General features: G+C 64.9%; 16 protein-coding genes and 1 riboswitch. Of the genes, 9 read left to right on the plus strand and 7 right to left on the minus strand.

Annotated features, from left to right (window positions below; translation table 11 throughout):
- The first annotated feature begins 282 nt into the window (after positions 1 to 282).
- Complete coding sequence (locus H8A95_RS12965; RefSeq protein WP_229183529.1) at positions 283 to 2,964, plus strand: PAS domain S-box protein; 2,682 nt, start codon at positions 283 to 285, stop codon at positions 2,962 to 2,964.
- A 43-nt stretch (positions 2,965 to 3,007) separates the two neighbouring features.
- On the opposite strand, the gene H8A95_RS12970 is transcribed toward H8A95_RS12965, so the two are convergent.
- The 4 genes from H8A95_RS12970 to glsA form a co-directional block, all read right to left on the minus strand.
- A complete protein-coding gene (locus H8A95_RS12970; RefSeq protein ID WP_229183530.1) occupies positions 3,008 to 4,378 on the minus strand; it encodes a metal-dependent hydrolase family protein in 1,371 nt (456 codons plus the stop codon).
- A gap of 98 nt (positions 4,379 to 4,476) precedes the next feature.
- A complete protein-coding gene (locus H8A95_RS12975) occupies positions 4,477 to 5,040 on the minus strand; it encodes an HdeD family acid-resistance protein (RefSeq protein WP_229183531.1) in 564 nt (187 codons plus the stop codon).
- A gap of 24 nt (positions 5,041 to 5,064) precedes the next feature.
- Positions 5,065 to 6,717 carry an MFS transporter gene (locus tag H8A95_RS12980; RefSeq protein WP_229183532.1) on the minus strand — a complete coding sequence of 551 codons (1,653 nt, stop codon included), beginning with the start codon at positions 6,715 to 6,717 and terminating at the stop codon, positions 5,065 to 5,067.
- Between the two features lie 72 nt (positions 6,718 to 6,789).
- The gene (gene glsA, locus H8A95_RS12985) at positions 6,790 to 7,782 is read right to left on the minus strand and encodes a glutaminase A (protein WP_229183533.1); all 993 of its coding nucleotides are present in this window, start codon (positions 7,780 to 7,782) and stop codon (positions 6,790 to 6,792) included.
- 348 nt (positions 7,783 to 8,130) lie between these two features.
- Here glsA and H8A95_RS12990 point away from each other — a divergent pair, with 348 nt between their 5' ends.
- Positions 8,131 to 8,340 carry a hypothetical protein gene (locus tag H8A95_RS12990; protein WP_229183534.1) on the plus strand — a complete coding sequence of 70 codons (210 nt, stop codon included), beginning with the start codon at positions 8,131 to 8,133 and terminating at the stop codon, positions 8,338 to 8,340.
- 199 nt (positions 8,341 to 8,539) lie between these two features.
- The gene (locus H8A95_RS12995; protein ID WP_229183535.1) at positions 8,540 to 9,625 is read left to right on the plus strand and encodes an SMP-30/gluconolactonase/LRE family protein; all 1,086 of its coding nucleotides are present in this window, start codon (positions 8,540 to 8,542) and stop codon (positions 9,623 to 9,625) included.
- A 308-nt stretch (positions 9,626 to 9,933) separates the two neighbouring features.
- On the opposite strand, the gene H8A95_RS13000 is transcribed toward H8A95_RS12995, so the two are convergent.
- The gene (locus H8A95_RS13000; protein ID WP_229183536.1) at positions 9,934 to 10,284 is read right to left on the minus strand and encodes a GrlR family regulatory protein; all 351 of its coding nucleotides are present in this window, start codon (positions 10,282 to 10,284) and stop codon (positions 9,934 to 9,936) included.
- 323 nt (positions 10,285 to 10,607) lie between these two features.
- Here H8A95_RS13000 and H8A95_RS13005 point away from each other — a divergent pair, with 323 nt between their 5' ends.
- Positions 10,608 to 10,964, plus strand: coding sequence for a hypothetical protein (locus tag H8A95_RS13005; protein WP_163153416.1), 357 nt, complete (start codon positions 10,608 to 10,610; stop codon positions 10,962 to 10,964).
- A 36-nt stretch (positions 10,965 to 11,000) separates the two neighbouring features.
- Here H8A95_RS13005 and H8A95_RS13010 read toward each other — a convergent pair whose 3' ends face one another.
- Complete coding sequence (locus H8A95_RS13010; protein ID WP_229183568.1) at positions 11,001 to 11,384, minus strand: VOC family protein; 384 nt, start codon at positions 11,382 to 11,384, stop codon at positions 11,001 to 11,003.
- Positions 11,385 to 11,649: 265 nt separating this feature from the next.
- On the opposite strand from H8A95_RS13010, the gene H8A95_RS13015 reads away from it, so the two are divergent.
- Together H8A95_RS13015 and H8A95_RS13020 are read left to right on the plus strand one after the other, a co-directional pair.
- Positions 11,650 to 12,261, plus strand: coding sequence for a hypothetical protein (locus tag H8A95_RS13015; protein WP_229183537.1), 612 nt, complete (start codon positions 11,650 to 11,652; stop codon positions 12,259 to 12,261).
- Positions 12,262 to 12,477: 216 nt separating this feature from the next.
- Entirely contained in the window at positions 12,478 to 13,008 is a 531-nt protein-coding gene (locus H8A95_RS13020; RefSeq protein WP_229183538.1) for a hypothetical protein, read from the plus strand.
- A gap of 103 nt (positions 13,009 to 13,111) precedes the next feature.
- Here H8A95_RS13020 and H8A95_RS13025 read toward each other — a convergent pair whose 3' ends face one another.
- Positions 13,112 to 13,531, minus strand: coding sequence for a hypothetical protein (locus H8A95_RS13025; protein WP_229183539.1), 420 nt, complete (start codon positions 13,529 to 13,531; stop codon positions 13,112 to 13,114).
- Between the two features lie 216 nt (positions 13,532 to 13,747).
- Positions 13,748 to 13,827, plus strand: a riboswitch (ZMP/ZTP riboswitch).
- Positions 13,828 to 13,842: 15 nt separating this feature from the next.
- On the opposite strand from H8A95_RS13025, the gene H8A95_RS13030 reads away from it, so the two are divergent.
- The 3 genes from H8A95_RS13030 to H8A95_RS13040 all read left to right on the plus strand — a co-directional run bounded on the left by H8A95_RS13030 (position 13,843) and on the right by H8A95_RS13040 (position 15,850).
- Entirely contained in the window at positions 13,843 to 14,706 is an 864-nt protein-coding gene (locus H8A95_RS13030; RefSeq protein WP_229183540.1) for a bifunctional 5,10-methylenetetrahydrofolate dehydrogenase/5,10-methenyltetrahydrofolate cyclohydrolase, read from the plus strand.
- Between the two features lie 155 nt (positions 14,707 to 14,861).
- Positions 14,862 to 15,314 carry a MaoC/PaaZ C-terminal domain-containing protein gene (locus tag H8A95_RS13035; RefSeq protein WP_229183541.1) on the plus strand — a complete coding sequence of 151 codons (453 nt, stop codon included), beginning with the start codon at positions 14,862 to 14,864 and terminating at the stop codon, positions 15,312 to 15,314.
- 83 nt (positions 15,315 to 15,397) lie between these two features.
- Complete coding sequence (locus tag H8A95_RS13040) at positions 15,398 to 15,850, plus strand: zinc-ribbon domain containing protein (protein ID WP_229183542.1); 453 nt, start codon at positions 15,398 to 15,400, stop codon at positions 15,848 to 15,850.
- Positions 15,851 to 15,879 lie beyond the last annotated feature (29 nt).

A 15,879-nucleotide genomic window follows, 5' to 3' on the forward strand; every position in this document is an offset into this window, starting at 1 on the left:
GCTGCGATGACGATTCCGGCGCGAAGGGTTGCCGCCGCCTAAGGTCGTCGCCGCGATGGCGATTCCGGCACGAAGGGTCGCCGCAGCCCGAAGTTTCGTCCGCCGAACAGCATCAGAACGCCGGCATCCCGCCGGACTGAGGCCGACGGCCTGTGCCGGAATCGGTCACCGGCGCCCGCCCGGGTGACACGGGTCACACCGCCGGCCGGGCCCTTCAGCATGTTTCCCCAAAGCCCGTAATTTCCCGTATATTGGGGCGCATTGGACCCCGGCCTCGATGACATGACCGCTGAATTGCCGCCGAATTCGCAAGCGCCGCGTGCGTTCTCCCTCTCGATTGGCCAGCTTACGTTCGGCAGTTTCCTGCTGGTGCTGGCTGTGATCATCATCACATCCACGGCCAGTGTGATCGCGATTCGCCACATCGATACGACCTTCGCCGAGCTACAGCGGCTGCAAAGCGTCGGCGACATTGCCGAGGATATCGACCGTCGCACCAACGAGCTGAGGTTGGCGGCGCGGGACTTCGTCACCGAGCCCGGCAACCAGTCGGCCCAGGTCGCTCAGGCGGCCCAGTCGCTGAGCGAGATCCTGAAAAAGACCAGGATCGAGCTGGCGCCCGAGCAGCAGGACATGATCGACGGCGTCACCCAGCGGCTGGCGACCTATCGCAGCGGGATCGAGCGCATCTCGGCACTGCTCAGCCGCCGCGCCGAGATTGTCGCCGGGCTGCCGCCGCTGCGCGACGCCTTCGACAAGGCGGTCGCCGAGAGCAATGATGCGGCGCTGGCCAACACGCTGTCGCGGATCCAGAGCGGCATTGCCACCGCGCTGCTGGCGCACAACACGTCCGCAGCCGAGCATGCCGCGCAAAGCATGCGGGCGATGACCATCGCCGAACCGACCCTGCGCAGCGCGGTCGACAATTATGCCGAGGCGATCAGCGCGATTTCGGTGCGCGAGGGCCAGATCGCCGACATCGACCGCGAGGTGCTCGGCGCCGAGGGCCGGCTGATCCAGAAGGTCACCGAGCTGTTGCGCGAGCTCAGCTCCCGTCGCGGCCATGTGCTGTCGCGCGATTTTGCGCGGACGCTGGCTGAAGCAAAATGGCAGAGCATCGTGCTCGGCACGGCGGGCGTGCTGATCGGCCTGTTCGCCTCGGTGCTGGTGGTTCGACGCACCGTCCGTCCGCTCGCCAGGATCGCCGGCTCGATCCGCAAGGTCGCGGGTGGCGAGAAGAGCGCGTTCATCCCCGGCGCCGATCTCGACAACGAGATCGGCGACATCGCACGCGCCGCCGAAGTGTTCCGCCAGACCCTGGTCGACGCCGACAGCGCGCGCGAGGCCGCGTTGCGTGCGCTCGCCGAGCAGCGGCTCGCCGAGGAGAGCTACCACAAGCTGTTCGAGGCGTCGGTGGACGGCATCTACGTCACGACGCCGGGCGGCGCGTTGCTCAACGCCAATCCGGCGCTGGCGCGGATGATGGGCTATGCCACGCCACAGGACCTGATCAAGGGCATCGATGACATCGCCACCACCGTCTATGTCGATCCGGCGGCGCGGGAGCAGTACCAGCAGCTCATGCAGCGGGACGGCACGGTGCGCGACTACGAGTATCAGGTGCGTTCGCGCGACGGCACGGCGCTGTGGCTGTCGGATTCGGCGACCGTCGTGCGCAACGACGAGGGCGAGGTGATCCGCTACGAAGGCACGGTGCGCGACATCACCGACCAGAAGCGCGCCGAAGACGCGATCGCCGAAGGCCGGCGGCTGTTGCAGATGGTCATCGACACGGTGCCCGCCGTCATCAACGTCAAAGAGCGCAACCTGCGCTACGTGCTGATGAACCGCTACATGGCGGGGATTTTCGGCATCGAGCCGCAGGACGCGATCGGCCAAACCACCGCCGAGCTGATGTCGCGCTACGGCGCTGCCAAGACCGACGAGAACGACAAGCGCGTCCTGTCCGCGCGCCGCGAACTTGGTTTCTATGAAGAAGAGTACAAGGACGCCGCCGGCAACATGCGGCAATGGCTGGTCAACAAGCTACCGATCCTCGACGCACAGGGTGAGATCGAGAACATCGTCACCGTCGCGCTCGATATCGGCGACCGCAAGCGCTCCGAGCAGGAGATGCGCAAGGCGAGGGATTCCGCGGAGGCCGCGCTGCGCAATCTCCGGGAAACCCAGAATTCGCTGATCGAGGCCGAGAAGCTCGCCGCACTCGGCCGCCTGGTGGCCGGCGTCGCCCACGAGGTCAACAACCCCGTCGGCATCAGCCTGACGGTAGCGTCCACGCTGGAGCGCAAGACCGCGATTTTCGGCGCTCAGGTCGAACGCGGCGACCTCAGGCGCTCGAGCCTCAACGACTTCCTCAACACCGCGCGCGATGCCTCGTCGCAGTTGGTCGCCAATCTCAACCGTGCCGCAGAACTGATCCAGTCGTTCAAGCAGGTCGCCGCCGACCGCAACTATTCGGACCAGCGCACCTTCGATCTCGGCGATCTCACCGAGCAGGTGGTGATGAGTCTGCGGCCCGGCCTGCGCAAGCACAATCTGACGCTCAACGTCGATTGCGAGCCGAACCTGATCATGAATTCCTATCCCGGACCGTATGGCCAGGTGCTGACCAATCTGTTCCTCAACGCAGTCGCGCATGCGTTTCCGGACGGCAAGGCCGGCGAGGTCGAGATCCAGGTTCACGCGTCCGGCGGCGACAATGTCGAGGTGATCTTCGCCGACAATGGCTGCGGCATGAGCATCGATGTGCGCCGCCGCGCCTTCGACCCGTTCTTCACGACGCGACGCGATCAGGGCGGCACCGGGCTCGGCCTGCACATCGTCTATAGCATCGTCACCAACCGCCTCGGCGGGCGGCTCTCGCTCGATTCCGCGCCGGGCAACGGCACGCGGATCCAGATGATCCTGCCGCGGGTCGCGCCGCTGGAGCAGGCCGCGGAGTAGGCGGGCTGGGCTCAATCTCCGTTATCCTGACCCGGCGGTCCGACTATCGCTTTGTCTCGTTGGCAAGCAGGTTCTTGTAGACTTTTCCGCCCTTCATGATGACCACAAAGCTCTTCGCGGGATCTTCGATGAGCTTGATGTTGTCGATCGGATTGCCGTCGACGAGCAGCAGGTCGGCCAGCGCCCCTTCCTCCACGACGCCGAGCTTGCCGGGATATGGATTTCGCAGGCCGGATAGATTCAGAAGCTCGGCATTCGTCGATGTTGCCATGATCAATGCCTCGGCCGGCGTATACCAGCGAGTGAGGCTGGCCAGCATCGCGCCTTGCCGGTCCGCCAGCGCCTTCGAGAACAGGATGTCGGTGCCGAACGCGGTCTTGAGTCCGTATTTCTTGGCGAGCGCATAGACCCGGTCGGTTCCCGCAACCACTTGCCGCAGCTTCTCCTGCTCCGCGGGCCCAAGGCCGCTTGCGCCGGTCAGATCGAGAAAGGGTTGCGTGCTCAACCAGATTCCTTTCTCGGCCATCAGTCGGGCCGTCGTGTCGTCCATCAGGTGCCCATGCTCGATGCACCTGACACCGGCCGCGATCGACCGCTGGATCGCAACCGAGGTGTAGGCATGCGTGGCGACATAGGTACCCCAGTTCGCGGCGGCTTCGACGGCGGCCCGCAGCTCGGGCTCGGTGAACGTGGACACGTCGATCGGACTGAACGGCGACGCCACGCCACCGCCGGCGGTGAGCTTGACCTGAGAGGCTCCTTGCATGAGTTGCTCACGTGCCCGCACGCGAACCTCGTCCGGACTGTCCGCAATCATGCTGCCGCCAATCTTCTCCATACGGCTGAGCATGCCGCCGATCGTGCGTGGCAGATCAGACAATTGCCGGAAATCGCCATGGCCGCCGGTGATCGAGATCACCGCGCCGGATGGATAGATACGTGGACCGGCCACGAGATCCTCGTCGATGGCTCGCTTGAGCCCAAAGGTCGGTCCGCCCATGTCGCGAACGGTGGTGAAGCCCCGCATCAGCGTGTCGGTCGCTTCGGCGGCCGCCTGCAGATTGTTGTAGCCGACGTCGCCGGCGATCGCAGACGCCGGCGTCGGGCGCACCAGCATCGCATGCCAATGTGCGTCGATCAGCCCGGGCATCAGGACGCGTTCGCCGCCTTCGATCACCTGAGCATCGACCGTGATCGCCGCAGTCGAAATCTTCTCGATCTTGTTGTTCCTGACGAGGACATTGGACGGCGCGGAGAGCGCGCTGTTCTTCCCGTCGAAAATGCGGACGTTCCGGAACAGGATCGCAGAGTCCTGTTGCGCCTGCGCGGCAGGCCCGACGCCGAGACTGGTTCCGATCGCGGCGAGCAGCGCGAAAGCTCTGACGAGTCCACCCGGAATTCTCAAACCTGACATATCCGATCTCCGCTGTCGCAGTACCGGCGTCTATTCCACCTTCTTCCTGTGAAGGAGGGGCGGTCCGGTGTGTCACACGTTGATGAATTGGTCGGCCGCTACGCGGGTCTGGCGGCGGGCAGCCAGGCGTAGGTCAACCATCCGATGCCGTGGGAGAGGAGGTCGATGCCCAGCAGCATTCCGAGCACCCACAGCCCCGTTGCCGGAAATCCCGTCAGGATGATCAGGCCGGCCAGGATGCCGAACGCCCCTGACGCCATCATGATCCAGCCGGCCTGTTGCCGATGGCCGATGCCGATCAGCACGCGGACGAAGCCCGAGACGAGCAGCATCAGGCCGAGCACATAGGTCAGGATCAACGCGCCGGTCACCGGCTGGCTCAGGAGGACGATGCCGGCTGCAACATAAAGGGCGCCGAGCAGCAGCTGCCACATGAAGCCTCCCCATCCCTTGGTCCAGAAAGCGTGCACGATCTCGAAGCCGCCGGCGAAGATCGCTGTCCAGCCGATGAAGATGGCACTGATGACGGTGAAGAACACGACATCCCCGAGCACCAGGAGGCCTGCGGCGATCATCGCGATCCCGAGCAGAATACGCGCCCACAGAGGCGGTGTCGGCAGGCCCGTCAGGCCCGCCGTCGAACTGTTGTCATAGGTCGTCATGTCGTCCTCCTTGCGGACCTCCGCTCAGGCCGCTCGCTCGCGCTTCTCTGCCACGTCGTCGTCCGGAATCTCTCCCGGCCGATAGTTCGGCAAATGTCCGGCTGGAATGACTGCCAGCAGGGCCAGGCCGGCCATGATCAACAGCCCGATCTTCAGGGCCCGCAGCCGGGCTTCGGTGTTGACCCGAACGGCTTCCTCGACCTGCTGCGGCGTGCCGCTTGTGCCTTCCAGCACGCTGCGCAGCCGGTCATTGCTGACGAAGGTGATGTTGTTGAGATCAACCTGGCTCTGCAGCTCCTTGGTCAGCACCGGGCTTGCCGTGATCTTGCCGAGGGCGATCGTGCTCAGGAGACCCACGAGAAGAGCGCCGGCGACGGCGGTGCCGACGGCGGCCGCCAGGTTCTGCGTGGTTCCGCGCAATGACCCGACATCTCCAGCCGATGCCTTGGGCGAGGCCGTCACCAGGACGTTGAACAGCAGCGTCACCAGGGAGCCCTGGCCGATCCCGAACAGGATGAGGCCAAACAGCACGGGAACCTCGCTCCAGTCGTTGCGCACGACGAATGCGAGCCAGAGCAGCGCGACGGTGCAGAGCGCAAAGCCGAAGCGGCCGATCTGGCGCGGTGTCAGCCTGTCGTAGACATTGACGATGAGCATCGCCGAGAAGAAGACCGTAAGGTTGAACGGCATCATCGCGATTGCGGTCGCGATCGGCGAACGTCCCTGCACGATCTGGATGTAAAGCGGCACCGTGAAGTTCAGCGCCGCCTCCAGCGCGACCACTGCGAACAGCGCATAGACTGCACAGCGCTCTTCGGGCGATTCGATCACCTCCAGCGCCAGCAGCGGCGTCTTCCCCGCGGCCTGCTGCCGGTGCGTCCAGCTCAGGAAGGCCTGCCCGAGCACGACACCGAGCACGATCATGATCGGTGCCGGCGAAGCGCCCAAAAGATCGAACGGCGCGTTCGGCGTGGCGAGCGCCAACCCCCAACGGTTGAGATTGTTGAATCCGAAGCTGATGAGAATGATCGCACTTGCGGCAAGGGCGACGCCGACCAGATCGATCTGGACATCCGGGCGGCCGCGGTCGGCCCTCAGGCGGAAGCTGAGGACGAAGACGATCGCCGAAGCCGCGATCAGGATCCCGAACGCCGGGCGCCACCCGATATAGGTTCCGAACACGCCGCCGATAACGAATGCCAGCACGCCCGCCGCGGCGCGCGCCGAGCCGAGCGCACCAAGGGCGGTCGCCTGCTGGCGTCCGGCATAGTTCTCGGCGATCAGGGCGACCAGCGACGGCACGATCACCGCGCCCGCGGCCCCGCAAAGTGCCTGCGCGGAAATCATGACGGCGGCCGTCGGGCTGAACGTCATCGCGAGCTGCGATACGAGGAAGAGCACCACCGCGACGCGAAATACCTGCACAGCCCCGAACCTTTGGGCGAGCTTCGCGCCAAGCATGACGAACCCCGCCACAAGCATGGAGTAGGCCACGATCCCGGTCGCCACCGTGGTCGGCGGCACGCCGAAGCTCGCCACCATTCCCCCCAAGGCGACAGGCAACGATGCAACATTGTACGACATGATCATCTGACCAAGCGCGATCGCGATCATCGGAACCCATGATGCCCGCTCTTCGTGGTGGACGCCGTCGAACGACATTGTTTGTGTTGCCATCGCATCCTCCGACCTGATTGAGGTAGCGATCGGTCGGGCCGCGGCTCCGCCGATCCTGCGCGCATTCGTTCATTATTCCGGTTGCGATACGAACAGATCCATGCCCAGCCGCTGCGACAGGAATTTTGCAGCGAGCTGGCCCCTCACGCTGTTGCCGGCCGCATCCAGCGGTGGGGCGAACGTGCCGAAACCACCTTTGCCGGGGGACACCGCGACGATACCGCCGCCAATGCCGCTCTTTCCCGGCAGGCCGATGTCGTAGAGCCAGTCGCCCGATGTCTCGTACAATCCGGCGGTGACCATCACGGCCAGGACGTAGTGGCACACATCAGCGTCGACCACGCGCTGCCTGGTCACCGGGTTCACGCCGCCGTCAGCCAGCGTCGCGCCCATCACGGCCAGATCCCTGGCGCTGACATTCAGCGAGCACTGCCGTGTGTAGAGGTCGGTCGCCTGTTTGGCGTCGCTGTAGATCCGGTCATAGCTTTCCAGCAAGCGAGCGATGCTTCGATTGCGGAAATTGGTCTCGGACGCGGATGCGTAGACCTCCTCGTTGAGCGGGAGGTTGCGGCCGGCGAAGCGCGACAGCCCGTCGTGGATGAATTGCCAGCGCTCCTCGATGGACTTTCCCGGCGCGAGGCTCGTGGTCGCGATCGCGCCGGCGTTCACCATGGGATTGGTCCGCCCGTTTCCCTGCTCGATCGCCGCGAGCGAGTTGAATGCCAGTCCGGTGGCGTTGGCGCCGAGCTTTTCGCGTGCCGCCTCAGGTCCGATCGTCTCGCAGATCAGCGCGAACAGGAACGGCTTCGAGACGCTCATGATCGAGAATTCGTGGTCGACGTCTCCCGCGCCATAGACACGCCCGCTGGTGCCGACGACACATATGCCGAACAGCTCGCTCGGGACCCGGGCGAGGGCCGGATAGACCTGCGATGTGGTTCCGTCGGTGTTGGACTTGAAGCGTCGATGGGCGTCGTCGACAAGCGACTGCACCATCTCCGGGCCGGGCAGGTGGCCGGTCGAGATATAGGCTTGCTCTCGCTGATCGAACGAATGCGACGCCATCGCATCACTCCGTCGAACGGACTGAACTCCGATCGGCTCCGTTCTAGAACACGATGCGCTTGCGGGAAGTCAGCGCTTAAGTTTCGATCAAGTCAACGTACAACCAAAGCTTGGTTCTGTAACCCTGCCATCAAATATGTGCGAGGATTGCACTTGGGCCGATGCCGGCCGGCCCGATTGAGTGAGCCAGACTGACGCAATTGCGTTCAGTTTGAATTGAAACGGCCGATATCGGCGCGAGGTGCCATCAACGACAGATTGCAACTTTCCCGTCCGGGAGTAGCATCGTGCACATGAGCCGAGGCTAAGCGAGAACGACATGGGGCATCATTGGAAGTGAGGCATACCATGGTGACACAAACAAGTGACGGACAGTTGTTTCTGCTCAAGAAGCTTGGCGGCCTGATCTCAATCATTGTCGGATGCCTGCTGATCGCTGTTGGCGTGACATTCGAGTCCACCGATACGACCGTTGTCGGTGTGCTGCTCCTGCTGCTTGGCGCCGTCCTGCTGGTGCTCAAGATCATGAGACGAAATCAGGACAGCTCGCCCGGATAGCCCGGGCATCAGCGTCTCCCCGCCGGTACCAGCGCCCGAGTAGGGCACAATCGTTGCGGCGCGTCGCAGCCGCGGCCAAGATCGATATTGGATCAGCATGGATCGATGCCCGAACGGCATTGGACCGTCGGTGGCAACGCTCCCACGGCTCGCTCGGCCGACCCAGTGATCAATGGGGGCGACGAGCAGGGGAACGACAATGGTTTCACGGCGCAATCTGGTGGCCGGCATCGGCGCCAGCGTGGCGAGCACCGCGGCCAATCGCGCGATGGCGCAGTCGTTTCCGTTCAAGCCCAATCAGCGCTATCCGGATCCGGCGGTCGAGATCCTCGATCCCGGCTTTGCCAAATACCGGCTCTACAGAGCTACGCTGGAGCAGGTCGCGACCGGCATGCGTTGGGCCGAAGGGCCGGCCTACTTCCCCGAAGGCGGCTATCTCCTGTTCAGCGACATCCCCAACAACCGCATCATGAAATACAGCGAGAAGGACGGCAGCCTCAGCGTCTTCCGCAGCCCCGCCAATTTCGCCAACGGCAACACCCGCGACCGCCAAGGGCGGCTCGTCACCTGCGAACATTCGGTGACGCGGCGGATCACGCGCACCGAGAAGAATGGCAAGATCACCGTGCTTGCGGACAATTTCGAGGGCAAGCGCCTCAATGCGCCGAACGACATCGTGGTGAAGTCCGACGACACGATCTGGTTCACCGATCCGGTGTTCGGCATCGCCGGCGAGTGGGAGGGCTTCAAGGCCAAGCGCGAGCAGGACAACACCAACGTGTTCCGCATCGGCACCGATGGAAAGCTGACGGCCGTCATCACCGATCTGGTCAATCCGAACGGGCTTGCCTTCTCGCCGGACGAGAAGAAGCTCTACGTGGTCGAGTGGAAGGGCACGCCGAACCGCAGCATCTGGAGCTACGACGTCAATGTGGACGGCACGGTGGGCAACAAGTCCAAGCTGATCGACGCCGCTGACCAGGGATCGCTTGACGGCTTCCGCGTCGACCGCGACGGCAATCTGTGGTGCGGCTGGGGCAGCAACGGTGCGCTGCAGTCGGAGCCGACTGACACGGGCGGCCGCAAGGTCTATCAGCTCAAGGGAAGACCGGAGGATCTCGACGGTGTGATGGTGTTCAGCCCGCAGGGCAAGCCGCTCGGCTTCATTCGCCTGCCGGAGCGCTGTGAGAACCTGACCTTCGGCGGACCCAAGAACAATCGCCTCTACATGGCATCCTGCCACTCGATCTACGCACTCTATGTCGAGGCGCACGGCGCGACGTGAGACGGCGCTTTCAACGGCGTCATTGCGAGGAGCAATAGCGATGAAGCAATCCATGGCTCCGCTTGTCGCAGTATGGATTGCTTCGCTTCGCTCGCAATGACGTGGATCGGCCGATGCAGTATCCCCGTCATCCCCGCGCAAAGGCTTCGCCTTTGTCGCTGGAGGTGCGAGCGCAGCGAGCCTCGAAGGATGCACGGCCCGACTGGTGGCCGTCGACCCTTCGAGACGCGCGCAAGGACGCGCTCCTCCAGCGACAAAGGCGAAGCCTTTGCGCGGGGGTGACGGGTCAAGCAGCGAGTCTCGAACCGCTAATTGATATCCGCGAGCTTGTGCAGCGTTGCGCCGAAGATCAGGCTTGCCTTGCCGACCAGCGCGGTTCCACTCATGGTGCCGCGGGTATCGGTGAAGGTGCCGGAGACGCCGATGCCGACCGGCGTGGGTCCGCCGAACAGCGGGTTGTCGGTGTCGCGTGGCGTGGTGTGGCGTTGGACCAGGACCTCGCCCTTGAATGTGTCGCCCTTCACCGTGTAGCTGCCGGTGTAATACAGATAGGCATCGCCGCCGAGGATTTGCCCGTCGCGGAAAAGAATCACTCCGCTGCCCTTGCCGACGCGTCCATCCAGCAGGGTGACGTGGATTGAGTACAGCCCGTTTTTCATAATTTCCCATGGTCCCGGCTGCCACGCCCGCAGCAATCCGGATTGGTTTTTTATGCCAAAGCGAGCAACCTCGTGCAATGCGGCAGGTTGATTCCGGGGTGTCCGGAGTGACCGTGAACCCTCGGTTCCTGCCAGGCGGTGTGACGGCGCGATGACAGCGGACCGTGCGCGCGAATCGAACTGGCCCGCGAAATGCATAGCTCTGGTTGCACTGGCCGGTGAGTGCTGGAGCAACATACATGACAGACAGGACGGAAGCTGGCGGCCGTTTGGTGGGCCGGTATGACGATCCGGGAACCTTGGCTGGCCGTCGCGGCGGCCGGATGCGCGTGGCCCTGCTGCTTGGTCTGGTCGGGCTCTTGTCGGTCGGCGCTGCGCAGTTCGCGCAGGCGCGCGATCCCGACGGCCGCTACGCCAATTCGCCACTGAAGGAGTGGTTCGACGGCCTGCGCAGCGGCAAGGGGCCGTGTTGTTCGGACGCCGATGGGAGCGCGGTCAGCGATGTCGATTGGGAGTCTAGGAACGGACACTATCGCGTGCGCCTCGATGGGGCGTGGATCGACGTCCCCGACGAGGCTGTGGTGACCGAGCCCAACCGGGTCGGCCGCGCCATGGTCTGGCCGATCCCGAGCTACATGGGCGTGACGATCCGCTGCTTCATGCCGGGCAGCATGACGTAGCGCGTTTCGAGCGACGTGGAGAAAGCGCGCGTTCGCTCACGCGTACTTCTTGTCGCGCTCGAGCAATTCGATCGAGATGCCCTGCGGCCCGCGGATGAAGCAGATCCGCACGCCAGGGCGGATCGTGGTCGGCTCCTTGGTGAACTCGACGCCCTTGGCCTTGAGCTCGGCCGCGACCGCGTCGATGTCCTTCACCGCCAGCCCGAAATGATCGAGCCCCTGATATGGCGTCACCGGCGGCGTGTTGACGCCGTCGCCCTGCGTCACCTCAGCGATGAACACCTTGGCGCCGCCGAGCTGGACGTCGATGCGGCCGGGGCCGCGGATGATCTCGCCGCCGAGGATGTCGCGCAGCCAGGTCGCGGTGGCCTCGGGATCGGGACTGCGCAGATGAACGTGGTCCCAGGTGACGACAGGCATTGCGATCTCCTTGTTGTTCTCGCGCCGCTCAGGTGCGCGGCACTCGCTCTCGGGCGGCGCGAATTTAGCGAGCGGCCGGCCGTGATGCCATCCCTCCATGCCTGTCGCAAGATTGTCGTCCTGGAATGAAACCATTCCGGCGGTCGGCGATTGTTCTTGCGCGGACGCTCGACCTGCGGTCGTCCCGGAAGCCGCACGGAGCGGTGTTTGTGTGGCTCGTTGGTGTGTGGCGGCCTGACCGGGCTGCCGGGGTGAGGACACGACGATGCGGATCGGTTTGGCGTCGTTTCGAAGGCTGGCCGCCGGACGTCTCGGTGAGGGCGGCTTCTACGCCGGCCTGCTGCTGCCGCTGATCGCGATGGCCGGGATCGGCGCATGGTTCATGCTCCCCGAGCCCAGCGACGCCGGAGACCAGGATGTCTGGCCGGTGTCTTCCGCCGTCATCCGCACCGCGCAGAATGCATCGACCGGGACGCAGCCACAGTCCGCAAAGGACGCGCCGGGAGATGAGCCGGCCACGGTCGGGGTAGCTACCACCCCGCCGGCCGCAGAGGAGGCCAGGCCGTCCGAGCCCGCCGAAAGGTCGCCGCTGGACCGGCTGCGGATCGCCTCGCAATCCTGGCAGCGCGGCGGGCTGGGTTCGAAGGTGCTGGTCACCCTGACACTGCGTAATGCCAACGATTTCGCGGTCAAGGATATCGAGATCGCCTGCGCCTTCATCCGGCGCGACGGCAGCCCCCTGACCGAGCGCAAGCGGCTGATTCCGGACACCATCGCCATGAAGAGCCGCAAGACCTACTCGCGGATGTTGATCGGCTTCGTCAATGTTAACGCAAACAAGGCGAAATGTTCGCTCGTGACGGCGAGCCGGGTCTAAACCCTGCATCCCGAAAAAGTGACCGGGAATTGACTTGCCGGGTGAACCGTAACGGCCAGGCAGGAACTAACTAATAGGCCGACCGTTAGACACGACCCGGAAGCGCGGGATGGCGTCTGTCCGGGTGATCATGCGCAGACGATGAATTCGTCGCGCGATGGCTGATGTTGTCGCGCCGAGATGAACCGCGCCCATCGCGCGGGGGGAGCTACCAAGATGCCTGTGGCGCGTTATTTCCTGTTCGTTGGTGGCGTGCTGCTCGCGCTGCTTTTCGTCGTGAATGCCATCGTGCCGCAGGAGGCCGTGGTCGCCAGCCAGAACCAGAGCCTGTCGTCGCCCGCCGTCGACAACAAGACCGTGGTGCGGATCAAGTCGGTCCAGAAATTGCCGGAGCGGGTGGTATACGACACCAGCCTGCCGACCATCGTTCCGTCGCAGGTCAACGCGGTCGCCGCGGCCGCCCCGCCAGCTACCGGCGACGGGTCGGCGGAAGCCCGCGTCCGCAACACGTTCGCCCAGTTCATTCCGCCGGAGAAGGCTGACACGAACAAGGTCGTTGCCGAGGCGAAGCCGGCCGAGCAGCCCGCGCCGGCCCAGCCGCAGGCGCCGAAGAAGCGCAAGGTCGCGCACAACCATAACCATTACCAGCAGCCGATGCGCCTCGCGCAGCCCGGCACGTATCAGCCCTACCGCGTCGCCCAGCAGCAGCCGCGGATGGGCTTCTTCGGCGGCTTCGGCACCTGGTAAGCAGGGCCGCCACAGCCGGCAATCGATACGCCGCTGCAAGCACTTGCGGCGGCTTTTTCATGTCCGCGATTCCAGGGGGCAGCGTGCCGCCGGCCTCGCGCGATTAACGCGGCAGGCGCGGAATCTTGTCGGCGAAGCCGTTGTAACAAGTCAGCCGCTCGTCCTCTTCCTTCACGAAACGGCAATCGTTGACGCCCTTGGCGGGGGCGGCCTTCGGCTTGGGCTGCGGCTTGAAGATCTCGTCGTAGCACATCAGCCGCTCCTTGGTGGCGTCGTCGATGTCGCCACAGGCCTGGAGCTTCTGCGCGACCGACAGCGGCTTGCCCGGGGCGGGCTTCTCGCCCTTCTTGGCCGCCGACTTCTTGCCGACCTGGACCAGCGGCTTGTCGCCGACCATGGGCTGTGAGGCCGCCGGCTTGTCGGCGGCGGGTGGGGTGGCAGCTGGAGCGGTGGCTGGAGCGGTGCCTTGGGCAAGCGCGGCAGCCGGGCACAGGAGCGCCAGCGCGAGGATGATATGTCTCATGTTGAAAATGTCCGAAATGGCGTGATGACCGGAAGGATGGCGCCGGGGATCGGAAAAGCCCGGCAAGCGCCGAGGCTTATCGCAAGTTCTGCCCGAATCCTACCCCCAGACGTGGTCCGCACGGCACCGATCCACCGGCAAAAACCGGGCAATTCGTCGCCGGTTGGGCCGCAAGGGAGCGTGATTTGCCTTTGCCGGGCCGGGCGGCTATGACGGCGCCATCTGCGCGACTGGCGCTTGGATGGACCACCATCGGGGAGCGCAGAGACTGAACGCCGCGCGCCTGGGCACCGCTTCGAAACGGAGGTGCCATGACGGCGAACATTCTTGATGGGCATGCACATGCCCAAATTGTCATCGACAAGGTTGCTCACGAACTGGACCGGCTGCCCTGCGCGCCGGGGCTTTCGGTCGTGCTGGTCGGGGACGACCCGGCGAGCCAGATCTATGTGCAGAGCAAGGTCCGAATGGCCGAGCGGCTCGGCCTGCGCGGCGAGGTCGAACGGCTGCCGGATGATTGCAGCGAGGCCGATCTGCTTGCCAGGATCGAGGCGCTCAATGCGCGCGACGATATCGACGGCATCCTCATCCAGTTGCCGCTGCCGGTGCATATCGACGCCTTGCGTGTGATGGCGGCGGTCGATCCCGCGAAGGATGTCGACGGTCTGCACGCGCTGAACGCCGGCCGGCTGTTTCACGGCGACGATGCGCTGGTGCCGTGCACGCCGCTCGGCTGTCTCCGGCTGATCAAGTCGATCCGGCCAGATCTCACCGGCGCGCATGCCGTGGTGATCGGCAGCTCCAACATCGTCGGCAAGCCGATGGCTGCGCTGCTGTTGCAGGAGCACGCGACCGTGACGCAGACCCACATCCACACCCGCGGCATCAGCCAGATCTGCCGTCAGGCCGATATCCTGGTAAGCGCGGTGGGCAAGGCCGGCCTCGTGCGCGGCGACTGGATCAAGCCGCAGGCCATCGTCATCGACGTCGGCACCACGCGCGTCGAGAAGCCTGAGGGCGGTTACGCGGTGTGCGGCGACGTCTCCTTCGACGAGGCGCTCCAGGTCGCCGGCGCGATCACACCGGTGCCGCGCGGCGTCGGCCCGATGACCATCGCCTGCCTGATGGAGAACACCGTGAAGGCCGCAAAGGCGAGGGCGGCCCGGCTGCAATAGCGCGGCCTGCCTGCGGCGATGCGCGCGAGCGGCCGGTGCCGTTCGCACGCATCTCGCTCGCGCTTGGGCGTTCCGTGCGCGAACTTCATGACCCCGGAGGTAATGGAAAGCCAGCAGCGTTGGTCTATCGTCGCACCACAGACCGGAGGCGTGCGATGCTGTATGCGGAAGATCTAACCGAGGGCCAGACCTTCAAACTCGGCAGCTACACGATCGGCGAGGCGGAAATTCTGGAGTTCGCCGGCAAGTATGATCCGGTGCCGATCCATACCGATCCCGTCGCGGCTGCGGCGGGCCCGTTCGGCGGCTTGATCGCAAGCGGCTTCAATACCATTGCGATCTATCAGCGCCTCGTCGTGGAGGCGATCTGGACCAGGGTGGCCGGCATCGTCGGACGAAGCTTCGAGATTCGCCTGCCGAGCCCGGTTCGCCCGGGAGCGACGCTGACCGGCCAATCCCAGATCCAGAAGATTACCATCCGGCCGGAGCGCCGCGACGCCGTCGTGATCTTCAAGACGGAGCTCGTCAACGACGAGCAGCGCCCGGTTCTTGTCCTCGTGCTCGATGCGCTCATCCATATGCGGCCGGCGGAGCAGGGGCGGACGTAATCTCCGCGCGGGCCGGCGGCGCTTGATCTGGTCGTCCCCCAATGCTGCGGCTAATGTGGTGAGCCTGCTGGCCCGACGATGCGGTGCAGGGCATTGCTTTGGACGGGATGGGCGTGAAAAGCAGCAAGCAGAAGCGCAGCGAGATCGACGCCAAGCGGCGCAAGGCCGAGGAGTGGCGTCGCCTGCAAGCGCAACGCGCCGCTGAGCAGCGCCGGCTCCGCGAATACAAGCTCGCGCTGGCGCGCGGCGAGGTAGCCGTGGTGACCAGCGAGCTCGCGCCCTCGAACAGCTATTCGACGCCCGATTTCGTCTTGCGCGGAACCTACCGACCCGAGCCGTTCGTCTGCAAAGACTGCGGCGTTGCCGAGGTCTGGACGCCGTTGCAGCAGAAGTGGTGGTACGAGACCGCCAAGGGCGATGTGTTCACGATGGCTGTGCGCTGCCGGGCCTGCCGCACCAAGGAGCGCGCACGCAAATCCGCCGCGCGCCGGGTGCATCTGGACGGGCTCGCGAGGAAGAAGCCTTCTGCCACATGAGTGGCGGGCAGGCGTGACGTCGTGCCGCA

The sequence above is a fragment of the Bradyrhizobium oropedii genome (genome assembly GCF_020889685.1).
Lineage (GTDB): Bacteria > Pseudomonadota > Alphaproteobacteria > Rhizobiales > Xanthobacteraceae > Bradyrhizobium > Bradyrhizobium oropedii.

Excerpts from the sequence above, each read along its gene's own strand:
- H8A95_RS13025 (WP_229183539.1), bottom strand. The coding sequence starts at position 13,531 with ATGAGACATATCATCCTCGCGCTGGCGCTCCTGTGCCCGGCTGCCGCG.
- H8A95_RS12995 (WP_229183535.1), top strand. The coding sequence starts at position 8,540 with ATGGTTTCACGGCGCAATCTGGTGGCCGGCATCGGCGCCAGCGTGGCG.
- H8A95_RS12975 (WP_229183531.1), bottom strand. The coding sequence starts at position 5,040 with ATGACGACCTATGACAACAGTTCGACGGCGGGCCTGACGGGCCTGCCG.
- H8A95_RS12990 (WP_229183534.1), top strand. The coding sequence starts at position 8,131 with ATGGTGACACAAACAAGTGACGGACAGTTGTTTCTGCTCAAGAAGCTT.
- glsA (WP_229183533.1), bottom strand. The coding sequence starts at position 7,782 with ATGGCGTCGCATTCGTTCGATCAGCGAGAGCAAGCCTATATCTCGACC.
- H8A95_RS13030 (WP_229183540.1), top strand. The coding sequence starts at position 13,843 with ATGACGGCGAACATTCTTGATGGGCATGCACATGCCCAAATTGTCATC.
- H8A95_RS12980 (WP_229183532.1), bottom strand. The coding sequence starts at position 6,717 with ATGGCAACACAAACAATGTCGTTCGACGGCGTCCACCACGAAGAGCGG.
- H8A95_RS12965 (WP_229183529.1), top strand. The coding sequence starts at position 283 with ATGACCGCTGAATTGCCGCCGAATTCGCAAGCGCCGCGTGCGTTCTCC.
- H8A95_RS13020 (WP_229183538.1), top strand. The coding sequence starts at position 12,478 with ATGCCTGTGGCGCGTTATTTCCTGTTCGTTGGTGGCGTGCTGCTCGCG.
- H8A95_RS13015 (WP_229183537.1), top strand. The coding sequence starts at position 11,650 with ATGCGGATCGGTTTGGCGTCGTTTCGAAGGCTGGCCGCCGGACGTCTC.
- H8A95_RS13010 (WP_229183568.1), bottom strand. The coding sequence starts at position 11,384 with ATGCCTGTCGTCACCTGGGACCACGTTCATCTGCGCAGTCCCGATCCC.
- H8A95_RS13000 (WP_229183536.1), bottom strand. The coding sequence starts at position 10,284 with ATGAAAAACGGGCTGTACTCAATCCACGTCACCCTGCTGGATGGACGC.
- H8A95_RS13035 (WP_229183541.1), top strand. The coding sequence starts at position 14,862 with ATGCTGTATGCGGAAGATCTAACCGAGGGCCAGACCTTCAAACTCGGC.
- H8A95_RS13005 (WP_163153416.1), top strand. The coding sequence starts at position 10,608 with ATGCGCGTGGCCCTGCTGCTTGGTCTGGTCGGGCTCTTGTCGGTCGGC.
- H8A95_RS12970 (WP_229183530.1), bottom strand. The coding sequence starts at position 4,378 with ATGTCAGGTTTGAGAATTCCGGGTGGACTCGTCAGAGCTTTCGCGCTG.